General features: G+C 64.3%; 20 protein-coding genes and 1 pseudogene. 14 read left to right on the forward strand and 7 right to left on the reverse strand.

Annotation, left to right across the window (positions count from 1 at the left end; translation table 11 throughout):
* The gene (locus ACPTTC_RS18330; protein WP_011353619.1) at positions 1–1,368 is read left to right on the forward strand and encodes a replication initiation protein; all 1,368 of its coding nucleotides are present in this window, start codon (positions 1–3) and stop codon (positions 1,366–1,368) included.
* A gap of 79 nt (positions 1,369–1,447) precedes the next feature.
* Here ACPTTC_RS18330 and ACPTTC_RS18335 read toward each other — a convergent pair whose 3' ends face one another.
* Positions 1,448–2,509, reverse strand: coding sequence for a ParB/RepB/Spo0J family partition protein (locus tag ACPTTC_RS18335; protein ID WP_423393381.1), 1,062 nt, complete (start codon positions 2,507–2,509; stop codon positions 1,448–1,450).
* 23 nt (positions 2,510–2,532) lie between these two features.
* On the reverse strand, positions 2,533–3,195 hold the full coding sequence (parA, locus tag ACPTTC_RS18340; protein ID WP_175952785.1) for a ParA family partition ATPase: 663 nt from the start codon (positions 3,193–3,195) through the stop codon (positions 2,533–2,535).
* 1,105 nt (positions 3,196–4,300) lie between these two features.
* Here parA and arsC point away from each other — a divergent pair.
* Positions 4,301–4,660, forward strand: a complete 360-nt coding sequence (arsC, locus tag ACPTTC_RS18345; RefSeq protein ID WP_423393382.1) for an arsenate reductase (glutaredoxin) — start codon at positions 4,301–4,303, stop codon at positions 4,658–4,660.
* Between the two features lie 144 nt (positions 4,661–4,804).
* Here arsC and ACPTTC_RS18350 read toward each other — a convergent pair whose 3' ends face one another.
* On the reverse strand, positions 4,805–5,026 hold the full coding sequence (locus tag ACPTTC_RS18350) for an anti-sigma factor family protein (RefSeq protein WP_423393383.1): 222 nt from the start codon (positions 5,024–5,026) through the stop codon (positions 4,805–4,807).
* Complete coding sequence (locus ACPTTC_RS18355; RefSeq protein WP_423393384.1) at positions 5,004–5,603, reverse strand: RNA polymerase factor sigma-70; 600 nt, start codon at positions 5,601–5,603, stop codon at positions 5,004–5,006. The genes ACPTTC_RS18350 and ACPTTC_RS18355 overlap by 23 nt, the downstream gene beginning before the upstream one ends.
* 363 nt (positions 5,604–5,966) lie before the next feature.
* On the opposite strand from ACPTTC_RS18355, the gene ACPTTC_RS18360 reads away from it, so the two are divergent.
* Positions 5,967–6,521, forward strand: coding sequence for an NADPH-dependent FMN reductase (locus tag ACPTTC_RS18360; RefSeq protein ID WP_423393385.1), 555 nt, complete (start codon positions 5,967–5,969; stop codon positions 6,519–6,521).
* 46 nt (positions 6,522–6,567) lie between these two features.
* On the opposite strand, the gene ACPTTC_RS18365 is transcribed toward ACPTTC_RS18360, so the two are convergent.
* Positions 6,568–8,826 (reverse strand): response regulator, encoded by a 2,259-nt coding sequence (locus ACPTTC_RS18365; protein WP_423393386.1) that lies wholly within the window; start codon positions 8,824–8,826, stop codon positions 6,568–6,570.
* Positions 8,827–8,933: 107 nt separating this feature from the next.
* Positions 8,934–9,275: a hypothetical protein gene (locus tag ACPTTC_RS18370; protein ID WP_226197180.1), complete on the reverse strand. Its 342-nt coding sequence runs from the start codon at positions 9,273–9,275 to the stop codon at positions 8,934–8,936.
* Positions 9,276–9,295: 20 nt separating this feature from the next.
* Here ACPTTC_RS18370 and ACPTTC_RS18375 point away from each other — a divergent pair, with 20 nt between their 5' ends.
* From ACPTTC_RS18375 to ACPTTC_RS18385, 3 genes are read left to right on the forward strand one after another with little or no spacing between them, the layout of a single operon-like run.
* On the forward strand, positions 9,296–9,664 hold the full coding sequence (locus ACPTTC_RS18375) for a response regulator (protein ID WP_039344648.1): 369 nt from the start codon (positions 9,296–9,298) through the stop codon (positions 9,662–9,664).
* Complete coding sequence (locus tag ACPTTC_RS18380) at positions 9,657–10,283, forward strand: chemotaxis protein CheC (protein WP_039344650.1); 627 nt, start codon at positions 9,657–9,659, stop codon at positions 10,281–10,283. Before ACPTTC_RS18375 ends, ACPTTC_RS18380 begins: the two co-directional genes overlap by 8 nt.
* Complete coding sequence (locus ACPTTC_RS18385) at positions 10,280–11,218, forward strand: GGDEF domain-containing protein (RefSeq protein WP_226197181.1); 939 nt, start codon at positions 10,280–10,282, stop codon at positions 11,216–11,218. The genes ACPTTC_RS18380 and ACPTTC_RS18385 overlap by 4 nt, the downstream gene beginning before the upstream one ends.
* A gap of 54 nt (positions 11,219–11,272) precedes the next feature.
* Here ACPTTC_RS18385 and ACPTTC_RS18390 read toward each other — a convergent pair whose 3' ends face one another.
* On the reverse strand, positions 11,273–12,157 hold the full coding sequence (locus ACPTTC_RS18390; RefSeq protein ID WP_423393387.1) for an alpha/beta fold hydrolase: 885 nt from the start codon (positions 12,155–12,157) through the stop codon (positions 11,273–11,275).
* Between the two features lie 175 nt (positions 12,158–12,332).
* Here ACPTTC_RS18390 and ACPTTC_RS18395 point away from each other — a divergent pair, with 175 nt between their 5' ends.
* The 8 genes and pseudogenes from ACPTTC_RS18395 (at position 12,333) to ACPTTC_RS18430 (ending at position 26,436) form a co-directional block, all read left to right on the forward strand.
* A complete protein-coding gene (locus tag ACPTTC_RS18395) occupies positions 12,333–12,665 on the forward strand; it encodes a hypothetical protein (protein ID WP_175952777.1) in 333 nt (110 codons plus the stop codon).
* Between the two features lie 257 nt (positions 12,666–12,922).
* Positions 12,923–13,771: a presqualene diphosphate synthase HpnD gene (gene hpnD, locus ACPTTC_RS18400; RefSeq protein WP_423393388.1), complete on the forward strand. Its 849-nt coding sequence runs from the start codon at positions 12,923–12,925 to the stop codon at positions 13,769–13,771.
* Between the two features lie 13 nt (positions 13,772–13,784).
* Positions 13,785–15,038, forward strand: coding sequence for a hydroxysqualene dehydroxylase HpnE (gene hpnE, locus ACPTTC_RS18405; protein ID WP_423393389.1), 1,254 nt, complete (start codon positions 13,785–13,787; stop codon positions 15,036–15,038).
* Positions 15,039–15,049: 11 nt separating this feature from the next.
* Positions 15,050–17,023 (forward strand): squalene--hopene cyclase, encoded by a 1,974-nt coding sequence (shc, locus tag ACPTTC_RS18410; RefSeq protein WP_423393390.1) that lies wholly within the window; start codon positions 15,050–15,052, stop codon positions 17,021–17,023.
* Positions 17,024–17,073: 50 nt separating this feature from the next.
* Positions 17,074–17,730, forward strand: coding sequence for a phosphorylase (locus ACPTTC_RS18415; protein WP_423395679.1), 657 nt, complete (start codon positions 17,074–17,076; stop codon positions 17,728–17,730).
* Positions 17,731–18,078: 348 nt separating this feature from the next.
* A pseudogene (gene tssF / locus ACPTTC_RS18420) lies at positions 18,079–19,956 on the forward strand (type VI secretion system baseplate subunit TssF).
* A gap of 70 nt (positions 19,957–20,026) precedes the next feature.
* Entirely contained in the window at positions 20,027–25,975 is a 5,949-nt protein-coding gene (tssI, locus tag ACPTTC_RS18425; RefSeq protein ID WP_423393391.1) for a type VI secretion system tip protein TssI/VgrG, read from the forward strand.
* Positions 25,972–26,436 carry a DUF6714 family protein gene (locus ACPTTC_RS18430; protein WP_423393392.1) on the forward strand — a complete coding sequence of 155 codons (465 nt, stop codon included), beginning with the start codon at positions 25,972–25,974 and terminating at the stop codon, positions 26,434–26,436. Before tssI ends, ACPTTC_RS18430 begins: the two co-directional genes overlap by 4 nt.
* Positions 26,437–26,504: the final 68 nt, after the last annotated feature.

Below are 26,504 nucleotides of genomic sequence, written 5' to 3' on the forward strand. Positions count from 1 at the left end.
ATGGCCACGACGAAGCGCGCCAAGAAAACCGATGTGGATGTGGTGAGTGCCAGTTCAGCCGAATTGCGGAAGGCCGTCGAGGCGATCGCGATTCAGCCGAAGAGCGGCAAGATCACGCTCCTCACTCGCAAGCTGTTCAATGTCCTGCTGGCCGTGGCGCAGCAGGCCGACGACTCGGGCGATACGTATCGCGCACTGCTGTCGGACATCGTCGCCAACTCCGCTTTCGATTCGAACGACACCGCGCTGGTGAAGGAACACCTGCGCCGCATGGTGTCGGTGCAGGTCGAATGGAGCACGGGGACCTCGAGCCAGAAGCCGGGCCGCAAGTGGGGGATCTCGACGCTGATCGCGGACGCGGAAATTCTCGAGGATCCGGCAACCCGCCGCGTGTGGGTCGAATTCTCGTTCGCGCCGAAGATCAAGAAGAAACTGCTCGACCCGGTTCAGTATGCGCGCCTGAGCCTGCAGTTCCAGAGCCAGCTGCGTAGCAGCGCCGGCCTCGCGCTGTACGAGATCTGCGTGCGCTACCTGACGAACCCGAGCCACCTGACGATGCGCGAGCCGTGGGAGTGGTGGCGGCCGATCCTGTCGGGCACGCCCGATACGGAAGCCGGCGACGAGGCAAAGCGCGAGTACAAGTACTTCAAGCGCGACTATCTGCGCCCCGCGATCGCGGAAGTCAACGCGGTTACCAACATCTTCGTCGAGCTGATCGAGCACCGTGAAGGGCGCCGGGTCGCGGAGATCCAGTTCCGCGTGACCGAACGCAAGCAGCCGATGCTCGCGCTCGACGAACACCCGAACGTGTTCGACAGCACGCTGGTCGACCGGATGGTGAAGCTCGGGATCCCGCTGAAGGAAGCGCAGACGCTCTATGCGGATAGCGAGGAGAACCGCATTCGTGCCGCGCTGCAGATGACTGAGCAGCGGATGCGCAGCACGACGCTGCCGCCGGTGCGCAGCGCGCCGGCGTTGTTCAAGGATGCGCTGAAGAAGGGTTATGCGCCGCCGGTCGAGTCGGTCGACGCGCTGCCTGCCGGCACGCCGTCCCCGAAGATTGCAGCGGCCCAACCGGACGATCTGAAGGCACGCCTGCTGAGCGAGTTCGCGGCGTTCCGCCGCAAGGAAGCAAAGGTGCTGTACGAAGAGCAGGGCGACGCCGAGCGCGAAGTGGCGCGCGAGTCGTTCGAATCGGAGGCGCTGCCGACGATGGGCACGCATCTGCGCGATGACTGGCGCAAGCGCGGCCTCGATTCCAAGCTGGCCGAGACGGCCTTTTTCGACTGGCTGGCCCAGAGGACCTGGGGCGAGCCGACGGACGGCGACTTGCTGTCGTTCACGCTGAACCAGTCGCGGGCCGCCTGAGGCCCGCTGACGGGCCGCCGCCGGCCCCGCCTTCAGTTGGCGGGCCCGGTGTCCTCACCGGCCCTGCCGGCCGTTTCCATCACTCCGACAACAGCATCCGCTCGAGCTGCTCGAGGATCGCGTCGCGCTTGTCCTTGGGGAGACCGCGCAGGCGCAATTCGATGCGATCTTCGCCATACGACTTCAGGTCGCCGACCGACTTGCCGCCGAGCTTGATCTCGTGACGCTGCGCATAACGCTGACGGCCTGCAGCCTTCGGCGTTTCCTGCGCCGCGACGCGGCCCTTGACGATGTCCGACACCTGGCGCGTGCTGAGATCGTCCGACACGATCTTGTTGATCAACCGCAGCGTGGCCTCGGTGCCGCGCGCATTGTGATAGCGGCCGACCTGATACGCCATGTTCGAACCGAAGCGATCAGGGCGCGCGACCATTTCCTGCATGATCGCTTCCGGCAGCTTGCCGATCGACAGCGCGACGGCTACCGTCGATTCATCGAGGCCGAGGTGCTCGGAGAGCTCCTTCTGGCTCTGGAAATGCTTGTCGTCGAGGAAGCGGCGCCACACGACGGCGTTGTCGAACACCGTTTGCGAATCGCGCTGGACGTTGAGATCGTAGCCGAGCTTGTAGCTCTGGATGCCGATCGGCACGTCGATCACGATCGCCTTGACCGATTCCTTGTTCGCTTCCTTCAGTGCCCGCACGCGGCGGCCGCCGTCGCTGACGAAATACGTGCCCGGGTTCTCGTAGTCCGGAATCACGTGGATCGCCTGCTGCTGCCCTTGCTTCGCGAGGTTGACCGCGAGTTCGGCAATCGATGATTTCAGATAGAAGTGCCGCGGATTGAACGGACTATGCTTGATTGCCTTCAGCGGCAGTTCGATCACCTGCCCCGGCGCATAGCGGTTCTCGAGACGCCACGCGCGATATTGTGCCGATTCATCGATCGACGGATCGAGCGTGAGCTCGGGAGCGGGCGGCGGCGCGATGTCTTTTTTCGCGGATCGGGTCGGTGCCGGAGTGGGCGTCTCGGACTTGACGATGCCGTCGATCGCATTGAGTCGATCGAGCGCCGTGCGCTTCTCGCTCGTCGTGATATCCGGGCGCGCTTGGAATCCTTTGGCAAATTGGGAGGGTTTCATGTGACTCCTTTGTGCGCATAAAGTCAGGGCAGCATGGCGACGATTTCGTCGGCGCATGCGCGAATTTCTGAGGCGGCCAGCTTGCCGCCACGATCGTTCATCTGCAGCACGGTCTGACCGAGCGCCATCGCCTGTTTGTACGCCTCCCGGGTCGGGATTTGCGTCTTCAGCAACGGGAAGCCGAGTTCCTCGAGCGCGCGCTTGAGCTCGCGGGTCAGCATGCGTTTCTCTTCGGTCTTGTTCAGCAGGAAGACGGCGCGGAGGTCTTCGTTCATGACCTGCGCCTGCTGGATCAGTTTGACCAGCCCGACACTCGACCAGTAATCGGCCGGCGACGACGATGTCGGAATCACGGCAATCGATGCGGCCAGCAGGACCACGCCCGATACCTTCTCGGTAATCGACGGCGGGCAGTCTACGACGATGATGTCGTAGTCGTTGATGAACTTCTTGATCTCGCGATGGATTTGGCCATCGGCTTCGGCCAGGTTGACCACCGGAAACGGAATGCCGGTGTCGCTGTCGCCGGATGCGCTTGACCAGTGAACCAGTGTGTTTTGACGGTCTGCGTCGATGACGAGGACGCGCTTCCCTTTTTCATGGAACGCGGCACCGAGGTGCATGGCAATCGTGCTTTTGCCGACGCCACCTTTTTGTTGAGTGACTGCAATGATTTCCGCGGCCAATTTTCACTCCTATTTTGGTCGTTGGAATTCTACAGGACGATATTTGAATTTCAATGAAATTGTCGTTCTGCAACGACACATTAGCCATTCGGGCTATCGGTTTATGCGCATAAACGAAGCGACGATGGCTTGTGGCTCGATTGGATGGCGTGGCGGATGCCTGAGACGTCGATGAGTGACCGCGGTGGTTGAGTCATCACGCGTGGCGTAGCGAGTTGCCGCGGGATCCCGGGGCACTGCCCTTTCTCTCGGATGGAGGCGTCTTGCCTGAGAGCTGGAGAGTTTGTGCGCATAAACTCCGCGAAAACCGGGGCGCTAGATTGTGCGCGGGGAGGGTCGGTACTTCTGAGCGAGGGTTGTGAGTGGTGCGCCTGGCTGGGTATGCAGCGTCGAGGCATGCCACTGAGCCAGCGGACGTCGACACGATACGCTATCCGAGCGCTACGTTTATGCGCATAAACCGCGAGCGTAGACGGCGAGCGACGAAGGCTCACATTCCGACCGCGCCGGAATCCAGCGCGCGACGACCTACTTGCGAGGCAGCATACCGACGCCGCATTCACACCGAGCAGGCATCACACCGAGCAGGCAGCACACCGAGCAGGCAGCACACCGAGCAGGCAGCACACCGAGCAGGCAGCACACCGAGCAGGCAGCACACCGAGCAGGCAGCACACCGAGCAGGCAGCACACCGAGCAGGCAGCACACCGAGCAGGCAGCACACCGACGCGCCGAAATTTCAGTACTCACCACGCAGTGGATCGCGAGGTACCCTACCCGGCAATCGCCCGCTTTATGCGCATAAACACCGGCCTGCGACGCTACCGGCTACACCCTTTGCAGATCGCCCCTTTTCGTATTGATCAGGCGCGCGGGACCTTTATTCATCCCCCGCGATAGAGTCCCGCTCGCTTTTATGCGCATAAACCCACCAATTCATTGAAGCGCATCCCGAGCCGTACTCCCCACTCGCGGGCCGTCGCACGGCTTCATCCACCTGCCTCTACGAAGCAGCGAATCCGCACCCGAGATCCCACGTCCACCGCTCCACCGAGCCCCCGATGCAGACTAGCTACAATACAGGGCTCTACCTTCCAGGCCTGAATGATGATCACGATCTACCACAACCCCCGATGCTCGAAGTCGCGCGAGACGCTTGCGTTGGTCGAGTCGCTGAATACCACCGGTGCGCCGTTGAATGTCGTCGAGTATCTGAAGACGCCGCCGACGGTCGAGGAACTGGAAGCGCTGCATCGGCAGCTTGGCCGTCCGGTTCGCGACATGCTGCGCGACGGTGAGGAGCCGTACAAGGAGCTGAATCTTGCTCGCGCCGATCTGACCGATGCGGAAGCCTATGCGGCAATTGCCGCTCATCCGATCCTGCTGCAGCGGCCCATCGTCGTTTATCGCGGCAAGGCTGCCATCGGCCGGCCGCCCGAATCGGTGCGGGGACTGTTCGAATAATTCTTGCCCACCGTATTTTTCTGATTGCGTCAGCCCGGCGCAAGCATTAGCCCAAGCGCCGGCAATCGAAGCCCGCACGATCGCCGGGCAGCACGCCACCACCCACCCGCCACCGCCCTAACGATCGCCATCACGCGATCCGGCCTAGCCTTTCCCGGACGACCCGCCGTCATCATCCGGGGCAGGCTCCCGCCCCGCCGCCGCTTTCGCGGCCGTCCGCAGCAGCGTGATCTGGCCGCGATAGGCCCTGCAGCCACTGCATGTCGGCAGGTGTATGCGCACCTGCAGGCGCTCATGCAGGGTCAGATGCCGATCGAGAGCATCCGACAGCAGTCGCGTCACGTCAGTACATTTCCCCGGCAGCATCTTCGGTCGTCAGTCCTTGTTCGCTCAGGCAGGTTCGCAGGCGCGTGCGCGCCCGATACAGCAGCACGCTGCAATGATTTGTCGTCAGCGTCAATTCGCTGCAGATGTCCGTTATTTCCACATCGAGGAATTCGCGCATCATGAACACCCGCCCGATCTGCTCCGGCAGGTGATCGAGGCAGGCCTGGAACAGCGTCCAGAACTGCTGCTGCTGCAACAGCGTCTCGGGGCGCGGCCACGGTCGCGGCTTCGCATGTGCGGCCCAGTGCCCGTTTTCCTTGAACAGTTCGCGATCGAGCACCGATTCGCCGTCGAGTTCGGCATCGAGCGCGGACAGGTTGACCGTCCGCTGCCGCGCGCGCAGCACGTCGATCAGCTTGTTGCGCAGGATGCCGAACACCCAGGTCTTGTGTGCCGACAGTCCGGCGAAATCGCCCGCATGCGACCACGCGGCGGCGAGCGCTTCCTGCACGGCGTCTTCGGCCGCGTCGGTATCGCGGAGCTGGAGTCGCGCGAAGCGCAGCAGGTCGCGCCGCAGTTGCGTGAGATAGGCGGGGTCGTCGTAAGCAGCCGGCATGTCTGGGTTGCGGTGTCTCGAGGCAAGCGCACTTGCCCAAGCGGGCGCGTCGCGGTGCGAGCAGCTTACTGGGCGCGGTCCCGGCCTGCAATGCATGTTCCGTCACGAATTCACGAAACCGGCCGGCACGCTGCGCTATGCTTGCCGAACCCTGTGTCGCGTGTCGGCGACGGCACGCGGCGGGCAATCTGTAACGTTGGAACATCACGGCCGAGTTATCCACAATTTCTGTGGAAAACCTTGTGGAAAGTCGGCCGGACGGCCCCGTGGGGCGGTTCGCGGGCTGGCTTGCCTATAAACAGACCTTTGTCGCTCGTTCAGAAGCAATCGATCCGATTCCTCACTCACCGGAAGGAGAATGCCATGTCCTATCGCATCGCTGTGGTCGTCGGCAGCCTGCGTCGCGCGTCGTGGAACCGCGCGCTCGCACACGCCGTGATCTCGCTCGCCCCCGCCGATTTCTCGTTCGAGTTCGTCGAGATCGGCGATCTGCCGTTGTACAGCCAGGACTACGACGCGGATTTCCCGGAAGTCGCGAAGCGCTTCAAGCAGTCGATCGAGGCCGCCGACGCGCTGTTGTTCGTCACGCCCGAGTACAACCGCTCGATTCCGGGCGTGCTGAAGAATGCGCTGGACTGGGGCTCGCGCCCGTGGGGTTCCAACTCGTGGTCGGGCAAGCCGGGCGCGGTGCTCGGCACGTCGCCGGGCGCGACCGGCACCGCGCTCGCGCAACAGCACCTGCGCAACGTGCTGGCGTATCTCGACGTGAAGACGCTCGGGCAGCCCGAGATGTTCATCAAGCACGATCCGGCGCGCATCGACGACCAGGGCCAGATCGTCAGCGAAGACACCCGCAAGTTCCTGCAAGGCTTCGTCGATCGCTACACGGGCTGGGTGCGCTTGCTGAAGTCGGCCTGAGCGGCACACCCTTTCACGCCGGCGGCGCCGGCCCGCACGCAGCGGGTCACGTGCCGGCGTGCCGCGCGTGTCGTGCATCGCGCGCTTCACGGATGCCCAGCAGGATCTCGTCGAGCAGCGCGATGTCGAACGGCTTCGACAGCACGCGGACGTTGACGGTGCGCGTGCGGTCGAGCTCCTCCGCGTAACCCGTGACGAGTATCACGGGCAGTTTCTCCGGCCGCTGCTCGACTGCTTCGGCGAGGTCGATGCCGTTCAGGCGGCCCGGCATGTGGATATCCGAAATCACGAGGTCGAACGTGTCGTTCGCGGCTGCGCCTTCGATCAGGCGCAACGCGTCGTCGGCGGTGGGCGCGTAGGTCACGCGGTGCCCGAGCAGCGACAGCAGCGCTTCGGTGCCGGCCGCGACTTCGCTGTTGTCCTCGACGAGCAGCACGTGCAGGCCGGCGAGCGCGCCTGCCCCTGCGTCCTGCACGATCGCCGGTGGCCGCGCGACGACATCCTCGGCACGCGCGCGTGGCAGGTAGAGGCGCACCGACGTGCCGGCGCCGACCGCGCTGTCGATCGTCGCGAGGCCGCCCGAGCGTTCGCAGAACGCGAACACCTGCGGCAGCCCGAGCCCCGTCCCCATCCCCTGCGCCTTCGTCGTGAACAGCGGTTCGAACGCGCGCGCGAGCACATCGGGCGCCATGCCCGAACCCGTATCGTCAAGCGAGATCTGCACGAAATCCCCGATCAGCGGAAAGCCGTCCTCGCGACGCAGCGTCACGTTGCGCGCGCCGACCGTGAAGCGGCCGCCGGTCGCCATCGCGTCGCGCGCGTTGACCGCGAGGTTGATCACCGCGAGCTCGAGCTCCGCGACGTCGACGCGGATCGGCCAGACACCGGGCTCGATCGCGACGACCAGCGACGATTTCGAACCGAGCGATGTCTTCAGTAATTCGTGGCACGTGCCGAGCCATTGCCCGACGTCGATCGTCTCGTTGTGCAGCGGCTGCTTGCGCGCGACACCGAGGAGCTGGCGCGTGAGCGACTGCCCGTTCTTCAGCGCGCGTTCGATCGCGCCGAGCTCCTTGTCGAGATGCTGGACCCCGCGCCGCCGCACGATCTGCACGTTGCTCGAGATGATCATCAGCAGGTTGTTGAAGTCGTGCGCGACGCTGCCGACGAGGTTGCCGAGCGCCTGCATCTTGCGCGACTGCCGGTACGCCGATTCGATCGAGCGCCGCATCGACGCTTCGGCCTGCCAGCGATCCCACGCTTCCTCTTCCGCCTTCAGCCGCTTGAGCGATAGCCAGATCACAGACCACAGCGCGACCGACGGTGCGAACATCGAGATGAACAGTACGCTCAGGTGTTCGTACCATTCATGCCAGATCGCCGACGTGCGGTACGCACACGTCACGTAGACGGGATAGCTGCCGACCTGGCGATACGCGACGATCTCGCTGCTCGCGCCGTCGTGACGCACGCGCACGACACCGGCGCGCGGATCGTTGCGCGCGTCGCCGAACGTGACGGCGCGATCGGTGTGCGCGAGTGCCGGCGGCGGCGGATACGACGCGATCACCGCGCCGTCCGAGCGCGCGAGCGCCATCGTCATCGGCGTGCTCGCACCGCCGAGCAGGTCGCGGTAGAACGCGTTGAAATACGACGACTTCAGCGCGATCGACACCATCCCGGCGAACGAACCGTCGCTATGGCGACGCGCGACGCCCGTGTTGAACACGGGAATGTTCTCGAGCTTGAGCGGCCCCATCATCAGCCGCGAGATGTGTTCGATGACCTTGCCGTCGCGGATGCCGGCGAAGTCGTCGCGGTTCGCGATCGACGCATAGGGCGCCGGATAGTAGAGGCTGTTCGCGAGCAGCATCCCGCTCGCGCCGAAGATCGACACGGCGGCCACCTGCGGATAGCCGCCGCCGATCGTGTTCAGCGCTTCGTGGATGTCGGACTCCCGGTTGCGCACGGTCGCGTCGTCCATGTCCTGCACGAGATCGACGATGCGAGCATCGAGCGTCTCGCTCAGGTCGAACACCTTGAGCGCGTGCTCCTCGGCCACCCGCACCGTGCGCATCGTCACGTCGCTCGCGGCGGCCTCGCGCGTCTTCAGGTCGTTGTACGCCATCACCACGACGTAGATGCAAGGCAGCACGATCGCCGCGACGAGCAGCACGATCAGCGTCACGCGACGCACCGCGAAATCGTGCTCGGGCGCACCGGACGCATAGTTGCCGTCGTCCTGCCAGTCGTCGGCGGGTGGGGAGGCGGGAGCGTGGGAGTCGGCGGGCCGGTCGGACGTCATCGAAAAGGCGGGTGAGGCAGAGGTGCCTGCCATCATAAACGAGTTGCGACGGGCCGCCGCACGGCCCCGGACGCCCGCAATCCTGTCGATTTCGACAGGGGAAATTGTCAGATTGAAAACGCGACGAATCCGGCAGCGCAAACGTACACAAGGAAAAATTTTGCGTGCTTATCTCGAAAATGGTCGCGCTTGTTTTCGGAATGGCGCTGGTTCGGACCGATTCTGTTCGAAATGGTGAAAATGGCGAGTTGCATCGCCTCCGTTTTACTCAGAGAATCGCGCCTTGCTTTCCCAATGACAGATATATGCGCCCGCCGGCGTTCGCCGCGCGGTGCGTCGCGCGCATCCGCGTCGCGGCGCCCGCGCGTGGCCGCAAGGCGGTTGCCCGCACCCGAACGCATGGCGCCTAAAGAAGTGCGCCGCGCGGTCGTTAACGCGAGAGAGACCATTCCGTATACCGCATCGCTCCATGCCTTTGCCGATTGTAATTGCCGACGATTCGCTGCTCGCTCGCAAACTTCTGACAAAGGCGCTGCCGGGAGGCTGGGACGTCGAAGTCGCGTATGCCGCGAATGGTCGAGAGGCCTTGGCGCTCTATCGTGACGGCAAAGCTTCCGTAATGTTTCTGGACCTGACGATGCCCGACATGAGTGGATATCAGGTTCTTGAGACACTGCGCCACGAAGATCTGAACACGTTCGTGATCGTGGTATCCGCCGATATCCAGCCGCAGGCGCAAGCACGCGTGCGCGAATTGGGCGCGATCGCATTCGTAGCCAAACCCGTGACGTCGGAGGCATTGCTGCCCATTCTCAAGGAGTATGGGTTGTATGCCTGACTCGGTGTTCACGGCGGAGCAACGCGACGCGTTGCAGGAGATCGCCAACCTCGCAATGGGCCGCGCCGCCGCGCGGCTCGCGTTGTTGCTCGGGCACTTCATCGAGCTGTCGGTGCCGCGCGTGCGGGTCGTGAAAGCGACCGACGCGGGGGATGCGCTGCGCGAGATGACGGGCATTCACGACAACGTGACCGCCGTGCGCCAGGGCTTCCGTTCCGACATCAAGGGCGAAGCGATCGTGCTGTGCCGCACCGCGAGCATCGCGCGGCTCATGTCGGTCGTCGACCGCACGTTCGGCGACGGCGTGTACGGCGGGATGGCGACGCCCGACGAAGTCGTGTTCGACGTCGCGAACGTGCTGATGGGTGCGTGCGTCGCGTCGATCCTCGACGAGCTCGGCCGCAAGCCCGTGTTTTTTCCGCCGGGGCTGCTCGGCGCGAACGTGTCGTTCGACGACGTATTCCAGCCGACCGAGCTGGCATGGAGCGTGGCATTGCTGCTGGAAGTGAACTTCGGGCTCGAGGACCACGCGTTCCGGGCCCACTTCGTGATGCTGATGGCCGAGGATTCGATCCGGCTGATGGGCGACGCGCTCGACGCGTTGCTGTCCGCGCTATGACGGCCGCCACCCCGTCGCTGAGCGACCTCGTGATCGAGCGGGTGGGCTTCGGCCTGTTCGTGCTCGACCGCGCGATGACCGTGCTGATGTGGAATCGCTTCATGCAGGACCACAGTGGCATCCCGGCCGCCGACGTGATCGGCCGCAACCTGTTCGACTGCTTTCCCGACCTGCCGCGCGCATGGCTGTCGCGCAAGCTCGAGAGCGTGTTCCAGCTCGGCAGCTTTGCGTTCAGCTCGTGGGAGCAGCGGCCCTATCTGTTCCGCTTCGAGCACGATCGGCCGATCACGGGCGGCGTCGACTACATGCAGCAGGACTGCACGTTCATGCCGCTCACGCGCGGCCGCGAGGTCGAGGCCGTGTGCGTGACGATCTCGGACGTCACGCATGTGAGCGTGATGCAGCGCGAGCGCGAGGAAGCGGTCGCGAAGCTGCGCGAGCACGCGAATCGCGACGGCCTGACCGGCATCGCGAACCGGCGCTTCTTCGAGGCGCGGCTCGGTGACGAATTCGCGCGCTGGCAGCGCTACGGCGGCGACATGTCGGTGCTGCTGTTCGACCTCGACCACTTCAAGACGATCAACGACCGTTTCGGGCATGCGGTCGGCGATGCTGTGCTGCGCGAGACCGCGCGTCGCGTTGCGTCGATCGTGCGCGCGCAGGATACGTTCGGCCGCTTCGGCGGCGAGGAATTCGCGCTGCTGCTGCCGTGCACGAATCTCGACGAGGCGATGCGGGTGGCCGACAAGGTGCGCGATGCGATCGGCAGCACGCCGGTCGATGCCGAGGGGGTCAGCGTGCCGGTGACGGCGAGCGTCGGCGGCGCGTGTGCGAGGACGGGGGCGCCGACCTGCGACGTGCTCGTCAACGAGGCCGATGCCGCGCTCTATCGCGCGAAGCGGCTCGGGCGCGACCGGTCGGTCGCATACGCATAGGCGGCGCATCCGCCCCGCCGCGCGCGGAGCGGATGCCCTGGGCGCGTGCCGCGCTCAGCTTTTCGCGATGTCGGCCAGCACGCCGGCCAGGACGGCCGGCTGCGACATGAACGGCGAATGGCTGCTGTCGAGCTGGTGCACGTGGGTCGGGTTGCCGGGCGCAAACGCGTCGGCTTCGTCGATGAAGCGCTGCTGCAGCGCGGGCAGGATCACGCGATCCTGCAGGCACTTGATGTAGTGGCGGTCGATCGCGCCCCAGCGTGCGGCCGTCGTCGGGATCGCGGTCGCGAACGGCGCGGCCGGCACGTCGCAGGTCATCAGGTTCGCGACGGCCTCGAAGTCGGCCTGCGGCACGTCGTCGTACAGCGCGCGCTTCGCGAGTTCGCGATATGCGGCGTCGCCGCTGCGCGGATCGATGCGCAGCGCACCGGCGACGCGTGGGCTCGCCAGCATCAGCGGGCCGAGCATTTCACCGTTGTTTTCAGGTGCGCGCACGTAGTCGAGGCCCGGCACGCCCGACGCGGGCATGAAGGCCGCGAGATAGACGATCTTCGCGATCTTTTCCGGCGCGCGTTCGGCGGCCGCCGTGATCGCGAGGCCGCCCATGCTGTGGCCGACGAGCACGACCTTGCCGTGGCCGAGCGCGTACGCGTCGTCGACCGCCTGCATCACCTGCGTGGCGTAGTCGTCGAGCGTCGTGTTCGCGACCGGCGACGGCTCGGCGCCGAACGCGTCCTTGTCGAGCGGGCGTGCGAAGTAGGAAGCGGGAAAGCGGGCATTGATGCCGTGCGCGGGCAGGTCACGCGTGATCGACAGGTGGCCGCGCGCGGCCAGCGCGGCCGCGACGTGCGCGTAGCACCACGCGCCGTGCCAGGCGCCGTGCACGAGCACGAAAACGGGATGATCGGACTGCGGGGTGGCGCTTGCGTTCGTCTCCATGGTGTCCGGGTCTTCAGATTTTGCGAAAGGTGTCATCTTAGACGAACCCGCGTGCGCCCAGACGGGCCGGATTCGATCTGTCCCCCTTGTCTCGTACAGGCCACATTTCGTTCGTATCCGATTTGAATTTATCCCGAAGCACGCTAATTTGTTGCTTTGCCTGCGGTTGCACCCCATGAACGTCGACTACCTCTTTTACCGGAAGCCGGACAAACCCGGCCCCTACTCGCTCGACGACCTGGGCGACATCGCGCCGCCGATCGGCCCGGGCGACCTGGTGCGCGCGGGCATCGCGCGCGTGTTCGCGCAGATCGACTGGCAGGAATCGCCCGATGTGCCGGGCGCGTGGTTCGGCACGGGCGGCGCGGTCTTCCAGTTCACCGCGGAGCCTGACGGCCGCGTGACGAGCTTCATGGGCTCGCGTCTCGAACGCCGCTCGATGCTGCAGCTCACCTCCGAAATGGGGCTCATTGCGCTCGACCTGCAGCGCGACATCGTTTACGGCTGACGCGCCGCCGGCGCCGGGTTCCGCCCGGGCCGGCCGTGCTTTCCGGCCAACCGCTTCCGGCACGCCGCCGCACACGGCGCGTGTCCGCCATCGAACTTCAAAGATTGCTATACTTTCGCCCAATTCCGGCTTCCGGCCGGTAATTTGTGCCTGTCTGCGTCGATCGTTCGCATATCTCGCACGCATGACACCCTGACCATCCCAGCCGGGCATGGCTTCTTCAATCGCCCCGCGTGGGTGTCTCCGTGGAGCTCGCCTTGGCCGTTTCCCATTCCGTCGTGGACGAACAAGAAACCGACGCCGCTGCCGTCACATCGGGCAGTTCTTTCTATCTTGCGATGCGCATTCTGCCGGCCGTGCAGCGCGATGCGATGTTCCAGGTCTACGCGTTTTGCCGTGCGGTCGACGACATCGCCGACAGCGACCTGCCGCGCGCCGAGCGCAACGCGGGCCTCGACCGCTGGCGCGCGGACATCGACGCGTGCTTCGCCGGCCGGCCGCCGCGCCACCTGGCCGCGCTCGACCGCGAGATCCGCGCCTTCAACCTGCAGCGCGACGATTTCCACGCGATGATCGACGGGATGGCGATGGATGCGGTCGAAGACATCTGCGCGCCCGACGAACCGACGCTCGACCTCTTCTGCGATCGCGTGGCGAGCGCGGCCGGCCGGCTGTCGGTGAGGATTTTCGGGATGCCGGAAGCCGAAGGGATCAAGCTGTCGCATCACCTGGGCCGCGCGCTGCAACTGACCAACATCCTGCGCGACATCGACGACGATGCCGCGATCAACCGTTGCTATCTGCCGCGCGAGCTGCTTGCGCGCGAAGGCATCGCGATCACCGACCCTGCGACGATCGTGCGCGATCCGGCGCTGCCGCGCGTGTGCGCGACGCTCGTCGAGCGCGCGCTCGAGCATTTCCGCCAGGCCGACGCGGTGATGGATACCTGCTCGCGTGCGCAGGTGAAGGCGCCGCGCATCATGTCGGGCGCGTATCGCTGCATTCTCGAAACCGCGATCGCACGCGGCTTTGCCTTCCCGCGCGCACCGCTGCGCAAGCCGAAAGCGCGCATGCTGATGATCGCCGCGCGCTACGCGCTGTTCTGAGCCGACCGAGTCGATGCCCAGGACCGTCCACGTGATCGGTGCCGGCCTTGCCGGCCTGTCGGCCGCGGTCGAGCTGCAACGTCGCGGGCGCCGCATCGTGCTGCACGACGCGCACGCGCATGCGGGCGGCCGCTGCCGCTCGTGGTTCGACGGGACGCTGAACACGACGCTCGACAGCGGGCTGCACACGGTGTTCGCGGGACAGCCCGCGACGCAGCGCTACCTGCGTGCGATCGGTGCGGCCGACCAGCTCGCGGGGCCCGCGCTGCCTGAATTTCCGGTCGTCGACGTTGCGTCGCAGCAGCGCTGGACGCTGCGCTTCGGCAACGGGCGCTGGCCGTCGTGGCTGTTCGATGCCGCGTCGCGCGCGCCGGGCACGACGCCGCTCGACTACCTCGCGCTCGCCCCGCTCGCGTTCGCGCGCATGGGCCGCTCACTCGCACAGACGATGCGATGCGACGGCATGCTGTGGGAACGTTGGCTGCGGCCGTATTTCCTCGGTGTGCTGAACGTCGAGCCGCGCCACGCGAGTGCCGAACTCGCGCGCGCGGCGCTGTACGGCACGTTTGCCGCGGGCGGCCCCGGCTGCCGTCCGCTCGTCGCGCGCCACGGCCTCGGCAGCGCCTTTGTCGAACCGGCGCTGCGGATGCTGCAGCACGGCGGCGCGCAGATCCGGCTGAACGCGCGGCTCGATGCGTTTGAATTCGGCGCGCACGGGAATGCGGTCGATGCGATCTCGGTCGGCGGCGAGCGAATCGATCTCGCGCCGGGCGACGCCGTCGTGCTGGCCGTGCCGCCCGAGGTCGCGCAGCCGCTCGTGCCCGAACTCACCGCGCCCGACACGTTCAGCGCGGTCGTGACCGCGTATTTCGCGGTCGAAGCGCCGGCCGGCAATCCGCAGCAGACGTCCGTCGTGAACGGTGTCGTCGATGCGGTGCGCACCGGCGGCGGCCCGCTCGCGGCGACGATCCGCGACGCGGGCCGCTGGCTCGACACGCCACGCGACACGCTCGCGCGGCGCATCTGGGAAGACGTCGCGCGCGTGACCGGCGCGAACCCGGAAACCATCCCCGCGTGGCAGCTCGTCGTCGAGCCGCGCGCGGGCTTTGCGGCGGTGCCGTCGCAGGAAATGAAACGTCCGGCCGTGCGTACGCGCTGGACCAATCTTGTGCTGGCGGGCGACTGGACTGCCACCGGCTTGCCCGCCACGATCGAGGGTGCGATCCGCTCCGGCCAGATGGCCGCGGACGTGCTCCAGACACAATAAGAGAGGGACCGATGAACGATCTCACCGAAATGGCTACCCTGTCCGCCGGCGCCGTGCCGGCCGGCGTCGACACAGCCGTCTCGCGCGCGACCGATGCGCTGCTGGCCGCGCAGAATGCGGACGGACACTGGGTCTACGAACTCGAAGCCGATTCGACGATTCCCGCCGAATACGTGCTGCTCGTCCACTATCTCGGCGAGACGCCGAACCTCGAGCTCGAGCGGAAGATCGGCAAGTACCTGCGCCGCATCCAGCAGGCCGACGGCGGCTGGCCGCTGTTTACCGACGGCGCGCCGAACATCAGCGCGAGCGTGAAGGCGTATTTCGCGCTGAAGGTGATCGGCGACGACGAGAACGCCGAGCACATGCAGCGTGCGCGCCGTGCCATTCACGCGATGGGCGGCGCCGAGATGTCGAACGTGTTCACGCGCATCCAGCTCGCGCTGTACGGTGCGATTCCGTGGCGCGCGGTGCCGATGATGCCGGTCGAGATCATGCTGCTGCCGCAGTGGTTCCCGTTCCATCTGTCGAAGGTGTCGTACTGGGCACGTACCGTGATCGTGCCGCTGCTCGTGTTGAACGCGAAGCGCCCGCTCGCGAAGAATCCGCGCGGCGTGCGCATCGACGAACTGTTCATCGATCCGCCCGTCAACGCGGGGCTGCTGCCGCGCCAGGGTCACCAGAGCCCCGGCTGGTTCGCGTTCTTCCGCGTGGTCGACCATGCGCTGCGCGCGGTCGACGGCCTGTTCCCGAACTACACGCGCGAGCGCGCGATCCGCCAGGCCGTGTCGTTCGTCGACGAGCGCCTGAACGGAGAGGACGGCCTCGGCGCGATCTATCCGGCAATGGCCAACGCGGTGATGATGTACGACGTGCTCGGCTACGCGGAAGATCACCCGAACCGCGCGATCGCGCGCAAGTCGATCGAGAAGCTGCTCGTCGTGCACGACGACGAAGCGTATTGCCAGCCGTGCCTGTCGCCGGTGTGGGATACGTCGCTCGCCGCGCATGCGCTGCTCGAAACGGGCGACGCGCGTGCCGAGGACGCCGCGATCCGCGGCCTCGAGTGGCTGCGCCCGCTGCAGATCCTCGACGTGCGCGGCGACTGGATCTCGCGCCGCCCGCACGTGCGGCCCGGCGGCTGGGCATTCCAGTACGCGAACGCACACTACCCCGACGTCGACGATACGGCGGTGGTCGCGGTGGCGATGGATCGCGCGCAGAAACTCAAGCAGAACGACGCCTATCGCGATTCGATCGCGCGTGCGCGCGAGTGGGTCGTCGGGATGCAGAGCAGCGACGGCGGCTGGGGCGCGTTCGAACCGGAAAACACGCAGTACTACCTGAACAACATCCCGTTCTCGGATCACGGCGCACTGCTCGATCCGCCGACGGCCGACGTGTCGGGCCGCTGCCTGTCGATGCTGTCGCAGCTCGGCGAGACGCCGCTGAACAGCGAGCCGGCACGGCGTGCGCTCGACTACATGTTGAAGGAGCAGGAACCGGACGGCAGCTGGTACGGCCGCTGGGGGATGAACTACGTGTACGGCACGTGGACGGCACTGTGCGCGCTGAACGCGGCCGGCCTGACGCCGGACGATCCCCGCATGAAGCGCGGCGCGCAGTGGCTGCTGTCGATCCAGAACAAGGACGGCGGCTGGGGCGAGGACGGCGACAGCTACAAGCTGAACTATCGCGGCTTCGAGCAGGCGCCGAGCACGGCGTCGCAAACCGCGTGGGCGCTGCTCGGCCTGATGGCGGCCGGCGAGGTGAACCACCCGGCGGTGGCGCGCGGCATCGACTACCTGATCGCCAACCAGAACGAAGCGGGCCTGTGGGACGAGGCGCGCTTCACGGCGACGGGCTTCCCGCGCGTGTTCTACCTGCGCTACCACGGCTATCGCAAGTTCTTCCCGCTGTGGGCGCTCGCCCGCTATCGCAACCTGAAGCGCGACAACACGACGCGCGTGACGTTCGGGCTGTAAGCGTGGCGCCGCAACCCACCGGCACGTTGCCCGTCATTGCCGTGACGGGGATGGCATTCGAGGCGCGCATCGCGCGCGGCAAAGGCGTCGAAGCCGTCTTTGCCGCGCGAGCCGACCGGCTCGAACGCGCACTGACCGAGGCGACCGCACGCGGTTGCGCGGGCATCGTGAGCTTCGGCACGGCGGGTGGGCTCGCGCCCGACCTCGCGCCCGGCGCACTCGTGATCGCGAACGCGATCGACGGGCCGTTCGGTCGTGTCGACACCGATACGGGCTGGAGCGCACGGCTCGTCGCCGCGCTGCACGACACGCCCGTCTGGGCGCGCGTCACGCGCGGTACGATCGCGGCCGTCGGCGCCCCGGTGGTCAGCGAAGAGGAGAAGGCGTCGCTGCACCACGCGAAGGGCGCGCTCGCGGTCGATATGGAGTCGCATATCGCGGCAGCCTTCGCGGCCGCGCGCGGCGTGCCGTTCGCGGTGTGCCGCGCGATCGTCGATCCGGCGTGGCGCACGCTGCCGCGCGCGGCGACGGCCGGTTTGCGCGACGACGGCAGTACGGCGATCCTGCCGATCCTGCGCGAACTGCTGAAGCAGCCGTCGCAGCTCGGCCCGCTGCTGCAGGTGGCAAGCGATGCGCGTGCGGCGCGTACCACGCTGATCCAGGCGCGGCACGCGTTCGAGCGTGCCGGCGCGATGCGGATCGGTTGAGCGGCACGCGCCGCTGCGCATTCCCCTCCTCTGCCCTCTTCTTCGCACTCGCAAGAAAACCGCTGCATGACGCGGCACTCTTGACTGCGGATTCAACCCGTCGATGCAGCACACTCGAGGCTGCATAGCAGCAACGAGCGTCAGCGCAGAATTGCAGCGGTGGATCACGTTAAAAATAGTCAGGATGCCGGCTCATATCTCAAAATAAGGCTCTCAGCTCCAGTATCAAAGCCTGACCTCTCAATTCTGTCAGGTATTTATCGAGATGGTTTTTGAGGCTAGCATCCAACGCATTGCTGACAGCGATGCTGTCGAATTCTCTGTGTGGAATCCGAATTTGCGCTTGCCATGAACCCTCATCTCCTTGATGCCTACAATCGGGAATTGCTCTATTTCAACGAGTTGATGGAAGAGTTCGCTCAGGCGCATCCAAAAATTGCGCGTCGGCTGGGCATGCACGCCGGTGAGATTGCCGACCCCTTTGTGGAGCGTCTGGTGCAGGCGGCGAGTTTTACAACCGCTCGGCTGCAATTGAAACTGGATGCCGAATTCCCGCTGCTGACCAGTCGGCTCCTGGAAACTGTCTATCCGAATTACGTCGCCCCGACGCCCTCGATTGCGGTAGCTCGCCTCTATCCTGATGAGCAGGAAGGCAATTTGCTCGAGGGGTTTTGCGTACCGCGTGGCACGGAGTTCACGAGCCGCGTGCCGGATGGCGAACGCACGTCCTGCACGTTTCGTAGCGGCCTGGATGTGATGTTGTATCCGTTGGAGATTGTTTCGGCGAGGCTGACAGGGGTTCCACCGGACATCCCGTCGATAGAGCGTTATAGCGCTGCAGATAAGCCGGTTCGCGGTGCGCTGCGCCTCAGGCTCCGTACCACGGGCGAAGCGCTATTCGATGAGTTGCGCGGCCTGGATCAGTTGCCCGTGTATCTGGCAGGTGACGAGCGCGTCGCGTCGCGGCTGTTCGAACTGATCCACGCTGGCGCCGTGGTATCCGTGACTGGGGTGCCGAACCGCTTCGCTGACCCGAATCAATCGCTCGGAATTGTTTCCGATCAGGCGATCGAACACGCGGGTCTGGCTACCGACGAGAGTTTGCTGCCGCTGGCCCGATCGAAGTTTCACGGCCATAACCTGCTGCACGAATATGCGGCGTGTCCCGCGCGCTTCTGGTTTTTCACGCTGGCCGGCCTGAGTGCGGGATTGCGACACGTGACCGGTCGTGAAGCCGAAATCGTCATACTGCTGGATCGCTTCGACAGTGCATTGGTCGAGCACGTCGACGCATCCCGCTTTGTACTCTTCTGTACACCGGTCATCAACCTGTTTCGTCGTAAGACCGATCCCGCCGAGATCCCGCACATGGGTGCTGAAATTCCGCTGAGACCCGACAGGCAGAACGGCTCGGACTACGAGGTATTCGCGGTAGAAGCATTGCATGGTTTTGTGAGCAAAGGCGTGGCGTCGCTCGAGTTTCGGCCGCTGTACCAGGCGCTGCTGAACGATGAAGCCAATCACGGACGCTACTTCACGACGCGCCGCGAGCATGGAGTGGCGAAGACGTCATATCGTCGCTATGGTGCGCGTGCCACGTACGCAGGTACGGATGTTTTCGCTTCGTTGGTCGATAAAAATGAGCAGTCCTATCCACATCCAATGAAATATCTGTCGGTGGACGCCTGGTTGACGAACTGCGATCTGCCGAGCTTGTTGGAACCCGATGGCATGACGGATCTGACTGTCGGGATCAGTGCGCCGGTAAGGAGCGCGGGACTCATTCGTGCGCCGAGCCCTGCACGTGCGCCGTTTGCCCAACGGGACGCTGCCTGGCGGTTGATCGGCCAGCTGAATCTCGGATACAGCACCTTGGAGGCTCAGGACGGGAGCGGGCTACGCGACATTCTGGCTTTGTTCGCTGCTGCCGATGATGTGCGCTTCCAACGACAGGTCGACAGTCTGCTCCATGTTGATGCGCGCCCCGTGACGAAGAAACTGCCCGGCCAGAGCCAGTTGCGATTCGGTCGAGGTATCGAATGCGTGCTGACCGTGGATGAAACCGGATTTGATGGAATGAGCCCTTATCTCTTTGGGGTGATCCTCGAGCGTTAGGTGGCACGTCACGTTTCGACACATTCTTTTACTCAGGCTGTGTTGCGCTCGCCGCAGCGCGGCGAGTTGATGCGCTGGCCGGTTCGAACGGGGACGCGCAGCGCACTCTGAATCACGGAGGAAAGCGGTTCATGCAGTCGGTGACACAGAACAACAATCGAGCGCACGAGGGCCAGCACGCATGTTGAGTTTCAAGACGAACCGAACGTTTTCGGTCAGCGGCCCGGCGCTGCCGGAGCTGGAAGGCATCGCGTCGGTGCTGCACCTGAGCGCGATCCGGGGCACCGAGCAGCTCTCCACGCTGTATGCATACGAACTGTGGCTGACGACGCCCGCTGATCCGCTGCTGCCGGTCGACCTGCTGGCCAACCTCGATCTCAGGGCGATGCTCGGCAAGGAGCTGACCGTCACGATCCAGCTGGACGGGATGGGAAGCTTTGTCGCGGGGATGGCTGGGCGAGCGGGCGCAGCCAATCTGGGGGCCGGCACGCGAGAAATCAGCGGCGTCGTGACGGCGGCCAGCTACGTGGACCAACTGAATCGGCAGTCGCGTTACCGGGTCGTGCTGGAACCGTGGTTTGCACTGGCGCGGGAGCGCACCGACTACCGCATCTTCCAGCGCAAGAGCGTGCTGGACATTCTGCGCGAGGTGTTCGGTCCGTACCTGTACTCGTTCGAAATGCGGGTCGGCCGGACCTACAAGCATTTGCGCTATCAAGTCCAGTACGGCGAGTCGGATTTCGCGTTTGCCCAGCGGTTGATGGAAGAACACGGCATCACGTGGTTCTTCGAGCATTCGCAAGGTGTGCATCGCTTGGTGCTGGTCGACGGTCCTGGCGCTCACCGGATGGTGGAAAGCGTCGCGTACCAAACGCTCGCGTACTACCCTCCGGGCCAGAAGATCGACCGGGAACACGTCGACCGCTTCGAAGCAACGGAGTGTCTGCAGTCGGGCGTCTGGACCACCGACGATTTCGACTTCGAGAAACCGGGCGCGATGCTGACCGCGCAGAACAGCCAGCCGCGCGACACGGCGCACAACCAGCTCGAACGTTACGAGTGGCCGGGCGACTATACCGAAACGGATGACGGTCACGCATTCGCACGCGTGCGAATGGAAGAGATTCACGCACAGGGCGAGCGGGCGAAAGGCGAAGGCAACTTGCGCAACGTGGTGTGCGGCACCACGTTTGCGCTGGCAGGCCATCCGATGGCGAGCGCCAATCGCGAATATCTGGTGATCGCGTCGGAACTCGATGTGAAGGAAACCGGGGAAACGACCGGGTTCTCGGCCTACGCGATTCGCAGCAAGTTTATTGTCCAGCCCTCGACCACGGTATTCCGCCCGCCGCGTACGATCACGAAACCCCGCACGCGCGGCCCGCAGACGGCGATCGTGACCGGTCCGGCAGGCGCGGAGATCTGGACCAACAAGAACGGCGAGGTGACGCTCAAGTTCCACTGGGACCGCTCCGACGTGAAGGACCAGAACTCGTCCTGCTGGGTGCGGGTGTCGTATCCGTGGGCTGGCAGCAACTTCGGTGGCATCCATATTCCGCGGGTGGGAACCGAGGTCATCGTCGATTTCGAGAACGGGGATCCGGATCGACCAATCGTGACGGGGCGCGTCTATAACGCGATGACGATGCCACCGTGGACGCTGCCGGCCCACGCGACGCAAAGCGGGATCCTGACGCGCTCGACCAAAGGCGGCGGATATGGCAACGCCAATGCGATCCGCTTCGAGGACAAGAAAGGCGCGGAGCAGGTCTGGATCCAGGCCGAGCGCAATCTGGATGCGGTGATCGAAGCCGATGAAACCCACGCGGTGGGACATGACAGGACGAAGCAGATCGGCCACGATGAAACCGACCAGATCGGACGTCATTGGACACTGTCGACCGGCGGCTACAAGTTCGAGACGGTGACGCTCGCGTCGGTGAAGAGCGTGGGCATGGGGGCGATGCTCAACGTCGGGATGGCCTACAACGTGAACGTCGGCGGGCTGTACCTGTGCAACGTCGGACTGCACATGGCCAGTACGGTCGGCCAGAGCCGGACCGACCGCGTCGTGCAGGACTGGACGACGGATGTCGGGCACACCTACACGGTGACCGTGCGCGGCAAGGCGGTGGGCGATGCGGTGAGCGCGGATCAGGCGAACCCGATCGAACTGTCGCCGGACTTCGCGCCGCAACTGCCCGCGCCGGTATCGAGTTCGAACGCCAACCAGTTGCGCATCGCGGATACGGGTGAAAGCAGCCTGTCAGGTGCGAAGCAGGCGCAACTGACGGGCCCGGGCGGGACGGTAACGATCGACGAGTCCGGCATTCACCTGAAAGGCACGGCCATTTACCTGCAGGCGCCGACGATCAGCATGACGCAAGGCGATGCAGGTGGCCTTGCACCGGTAACCGAAGCCGATTGTGCGGAATGCGCGAAGAAGACCGTCAGCGCGAATCCGGTCGATCTGGCGACGGGGCAGAAAGTGCTGTCGCACACGGACTTTACGTTGCCGGGCCGGGTATCGATTCACTGGAGCCGGAGCTACCGCAGCGCGGACCAGCGTCAAGGCAGTTTGGGTGTCGCATGGAAGCTGCCGTATGCGACCGAAGTGCGTATGAGTTCGGCTGGACTGATCTATTTTGATGCGGACGGGCGGCAGTTGCAGTTTCCGGCGCTGAACCCCGGTGACGAGCACTTCCATCCGATTGAGAAGTTCACGCTGGCGCGTAGTGACGACAACGCTTCGGGCGCGACCTACGTGCTGCGCTTCGGCAACGGTGTCGAAGAACACTATGGTCGTCATCCCGTCGACGAGATCCGGTGGCAGTTGCAGTGCGTCACGACACGCGATGAGCAGAGTCTGACGCTCGGCTATACGGCACAGGGTTGGCTGGAAACGGTTCGCAACAATCGGCATACCGTGCGCTGTGAACTGGACGAGACTGGCCGGATCACGAGCGTATTGCTCGACCAGGGTTTCGGGAATTCGCCGCTGCACCTGACAAGCTATGTCTACGACGAATACGGCGACCTGATCGAAGCCACTGACCGCGAGAACCTGACGTGGCGCTACGGCTACGACCACCATCTGCTGACAACGTACCGCACGCCGGCGGGCGCAACGCACGTCTCGGAGTGGAGCGACGACACGCCGAACGCGTACTGCCTGCGGACCTACGCGTATACCGAAACCGCTGATGGGCAGCGCGCCATCACGCGCGAGACACGCTTCGATTACCTGCCGTCACTGCGTGTGACACGGGTGACGGATGGATTAGGACATACGACCGAATACCACTACAACGGCTTGTGGGCGGTCGAGAAGATCGTGCATCCGGACGGCAGCGTCGAGCAGACGCATTTCGACGAAACAGGGAGCGTGGCGGGCTACACGGATGGCTTGGGCCGCACGACGCGGATGGTGAACGACGCGCGCGGCAACCCGACGTCGATCATCGACCCGGCCGGTCAGGTCACGCGCATCGGCTACACCGACCAGAACCTACCGGAACAGATCACCGACCCGGTCGGGCAGGTCTGGCAGCGCGGCTACGATGTGCAAGGCCACCTGACGAGCGAAACCGATCCACTCGGGAATGTGACGGGTTATGCCTACGAGAACGGCTTGCCGGTTGCCCGCACCGATGCGCTGGGCAATGTAACGAAGATGCGATGGGACGACGCGGGGCAACTCGTGGAGCGCACCGATTGCTCCGGGCACACGACGACCTATCAATACGATCAGTTCGGCCAGTTGACCGAGACCACGGACGCGCTGGGCCAGGTCAGCCGCCACAGCGGCAGCCTGTCGGCTCGTATGACGGCGGTGCAGCCGGCCGGCATGGGCTGGTGGAAGGTCGACTACGACGACGCAGGCAGGGCGATCGCGCATACGGATCCGCTCAAGCGCGTGACGCGGGTGGACTGGGACGGATACGGGCAGCGAACGCAAATCGTCGACCCAGCGGAGGGCACGCAGCAGTTCCGCTATGACGCCATTGGCCGCCTGACGAAGCTGACCAATGCGAACCGGGAGACGACGACGTTCCGCTACGACAGCCGAAACCGGTTGATCGAACAGACCGGCTTCGATGGCCGTCGGCAAAGCTACCGATACAACCCAGCGGGGGAACTGGTCGAGCGCATCGATCACGGCCAGGATGGGCAGATCACTACGCACGTGACGTACGACGTGCTCGGCCGACCGGTGGAGCGACGATCGAGCGACGGCAGTCAAGCCAGCTATCGTTATGACGCGCGCGGGCTGCTCACGCAGGCACAGGCGGTCTCGCCGGGGCGAGCCCCGGTGCAGGTGACTTACGAATACGACGCGGCTGGGCGCCGCACGGCAGAGGTGCAGGCGCATCACGGACGCGTCTGGCGGCTGACGCATGGGGTGGATGCGATCGGGAATCGCGACTGGACGAACGTACCGGACGTCGGTTCGCTGGTGTGGCAGCGCTACGGCTCGGGACATGTGCATGGTGTCCTGCTGGATGAGCATCCACTGGCGAGCTTCGAGCGGGATGGACTGCATCGGGAGATCAAGCGCACGCAAGGCCCTGCATCACATCACTTCGGGTATGGCGCGAACGGCTTACTGGCGGCGCATCGCTGGCAGAACCTCGATGAACAGGGGCGGTCGCTGGAGAGACCACGGCCGTGGCGGGCGTGGGCGTACGACGCGGCAGGCCGGCTGACGACACTGGACGACGCGTGGCGGGACAAGAAGACGTATCGGTACGACGCACTATCCCGGTTGACGCACATCACAGCGGCAAGTGGCGCGGAAGCGTTTCATTACGATCCGGCGGGCAACCTGCTGGGCGCTGCGCCAAGCCTGAACGACGTGCAGGCGTGGAAGGCGAGTGGCGATCGTTTGCTGCGGTTTGCGCCGCAGACGCGCCCGGATCGCCCGGTGGATTTTACGTACGACGGGCACGGCAACCGTATTGGGCGGACGGTGCCGTTACCGCCGACGCCGGAACTGACGGCTGCAGAGCAGCGCAGCCAGCGCGGGACGGACAACCTGCTACGTGTGATGGAAGTACTGACGGGGACGCCGAAATACGAGGAGCCGGAAGCGCATCCGGAGGTGACGCGGTATCGGTACGACGGCAGCCATCAACTCGTGGCAATCGAGCACACGGACGGCGCGAGAAGTGAGTACGAATACGACGCGCTAGGACGGCGGGTAGCGAAGCACCACACGCAGGCGGGCGGCGCGCGGCAGACGACGCTGTTCATGTGGGACGGTGACTGGATGATGCAGGAGGTGCGGACGGGGCGAACGTCACATGAGGACAACGCCGTGACATACGTGCCGCATCCGGATCATGAAGGCCCGTTGACGCGGCTGGCGGATGGGCAGGCGTGGCATTACGTGACGGATCACCTGGGAACGCCACAGGAACTGTATGACGAACAGCGCGAGGTGGTGTGGGCAGCGGATTTGAGTGCGTATGGGCGGACTGCCCGGAGGCTGGCACATGCCGTCGACAATCCGATACGGTTTCCGGGGCAGTACTACGATCAGGAGTCGGGGCTGCACTACAACCGATTTCGGTACTACGATCCTCAGGTGGGGAGGTACATCAATCAGGATCCGATTGGACTCGCGGGCGGTTCCAATAACTACATCTACTCGGACAATCGGACGCCGTATTCGATGGATCCGTTCGGGCTCGAAGCGATCACGATGGGTGCAATGGGTGGCGGGGCAGTAGCCGGACCGCCGGGTGCGCTTGTTGGGGCTGCACTGGGTGGTTTGGTGTTGTTGACGGTCGGTGTGGTTGCTTGGATGTTGTCGTCGACAACTACCGACAAGGCGGGGAATAAGGTGAGTCCGATCGCAGATACGATGCAACCCCCAGGCAATTGCTCACCGGGCGAACACCGAAGGCTTCAAGACGAGGTTGATCGGGCTTGTAAAGGGGAAAAGAGATCTTGTAGAGCCCATATGGATAACGTAACTATTCTGATGATGAGGCAGCGTAATGTGCGGTGCGCTATAGCTAGAGATTTAATGAATGGTAAATGTTTTGCTGGTGGCGATGCGATTCATCGAAATGAAGCAATAAAGGCTTGGGAGAGTGTGGCTAAATGTGACGGGTTATTGAAATGAAGATTGATTTTTCGGTGTTTGATAATGTTATTTTTCCTATTGATGAGCCAATTGGTTATGGGGGCGGAATTGAGGCACAGGACGTCGAGGCCTTCTTTAGGGGTCGGCGAAGATTTGATGTGAGTCTTCGTGATTTGGATAATGTTTACGAGCACGATCCATCTGCCTGTTTGGGATTTATGTTGCCGAAAGCATTTGCGTTTTTTTTGCCGATTTTCATGAAAATATCGATCGTCGATTATGATGATGCTGATGTAATTCCTGATACGGTTGTCTATAGAATGTGTGACATGGCAAAAGGGCGCGCGGATGATAATTTGTCAGCTATTTTGTCAAGTTACACGCGTGAACAGTTAGGTCTGGTTCTGGATTTTTTGGGGGAAATGAGTCGAATCGAATGGAGGCATCACAATCTCGATTTGGCTTCCGAAGCCGCGAGGTTGCTTCGGGAGAAGTTTTGATATGCAAACTCCAATTTCCTCCTTGGGGGCACCTGTCACCCGTGCTGGCGAAGTTCCGTCGCCCCTCA

Source organism: Burkholderia mycopellens, from assembly GCF_964265025.1.
Lineage (GTDB): Bacteria > Pseudomonadota > Gammaproteobacteria > Burkholderiales > Burkholderiaceae > Burkholderia.

What these genes read in the sequence shown, in the direction of transcription:
- ACPTTC_RS18390 (WP_423393387.1), bottom strand. Translation starts at nt 12,157, where the DNA reads ATGGAGACGAACGCAAGCGCCACCCCGCAGTCCGATCATCCCGTTTTC.
- ACPTTC_RS18430 (WP_423393392.1), top strand. Translation starts at nt 25,972, where the DNA reads ATGAAGATTGATTTTTCGGTGTTTGATAATGTTATTTTTCCTATTGAT.
- ACPTTC_RS18355 (WP_423393384.1), bottom strand. Translation starts at nt 5,603, where the DNA reads ATGCCGGCTGCTTACGACGACCCCGCCTATCTCACGCAACTGCGGCGC.
- ACPTTC_RS18350 (WP_423393383.1), bottom strand. Translation starts at nt 5,026, where the DNA reads ATGCTGCCGGGGAAATGTACTGACGTGACGCGACTGCTGTCGGATGCT.
- ACPTTC_RS18415 (WP_423395679.1), top strand. Translation starts at nt 17,074, where the DNA reads ATGGCATTCGAGGCGCGCATCGCGCGCGGCAAAGGCGTCGAAGCCGTC.
- shc (WP_423393390.1), top strand. Translation starts at nt 15,050, where the DNA reads ATGAACGATCTCACCGAAATGGCTACCCTGTCCGCCGGCGCCGTGCCG.
- ACPTTC_RS18375 (WP_039344648.1), top strand. Translation starts at nt 9,296, where the DNA reads ATGCCTTTGCCGATTGTAATTGCCGACGATTCGCTGCTCGCTCGCAAA.
- hpnE (WP_423393389.1), top strand. Translation starts at nt 13,785, where the DNA reads ATGCCCAGGACCGTCCACGTGATCGGTGCCGGCCTTGCCGGCCTGTCG.
- ACPTTC_RS18380 (WP_039344650.1), top strand. Translation starts at nt 9,657, where the DNA reads ATGCCTGACTCGGTGTTCACGGCGGAGCAACGCGACGCGTTGCAGGAG.
- ACPTTC_RS18385 (WP_226197181.1), top strand. Translation starts at nt 10,280, where the DNA reads ATGACGGCCGCCACCCCGTCGCTGAGCGACCTCGTGATCGAGCGGGTG.
- ACPTTC_RS18335 (WP_423393381.1), bottom strand. Translation starts at nt 2,509, where the DNA reads ATGAAACCCTCCCAATTTGCCAAAGGATTCCAAGCGCGCCCGGATATC.
- tssI (WP_423393391.1), top strand. Translation starts at nt 20,027, where the DNA reads ATGTTGAGTTTCAAGACGAACCGAACGTTTTCGGTCAGCGGCCCGGCG.
- ACPTTC_RS18330 (WP_011353619.1), top strand. Translation starts at nt 1, where the DNA reads ATGGCCACGACGAAGCGCGCCAAGAAAACCGATGTGGATGTGGTGAGT.
- ACPTTC_RS18360 (WP_423393385.1), top strand. Translation starts at nt 5,967, where the DNA reads ATGTCCTATCGCATCGCTGTGGTCGTCGGCAGCCTGCGTCGCGCGTCG.
- arsC (WP_423393382.1), top strand. Translation starts at nt 4,301, where the DNA reads ATGATGATCACGATCTACCACAACCCCCGATGCTCGAAGTCGCGCGAG.
- ACPTTC_RS18395 (WP_175952777.1), top strand. Translation starts at nt 12,333, where the DNA reads ATGAACGTCGACTACCTCTTTTACCGGAAGCCGGACAAACCCGGCCCC.
- ACPTTC_RS18365 (WP_423393386.1), bottom strand. Translation starts at nt 8,826, where the DNA reads ATGACGTCCGACCGGCCCGCCGACTCCCACGCTCCCGCCTCCCCACCC.
- ACPTTC_RS18370 (WP_226197180.1), bottom strand. Translation starts at nt 9,275, where the DNA reads ATGGTCTCTCTCGCGTTAACGACCGCGCGGCGCACTTCTTTAGGCGCC.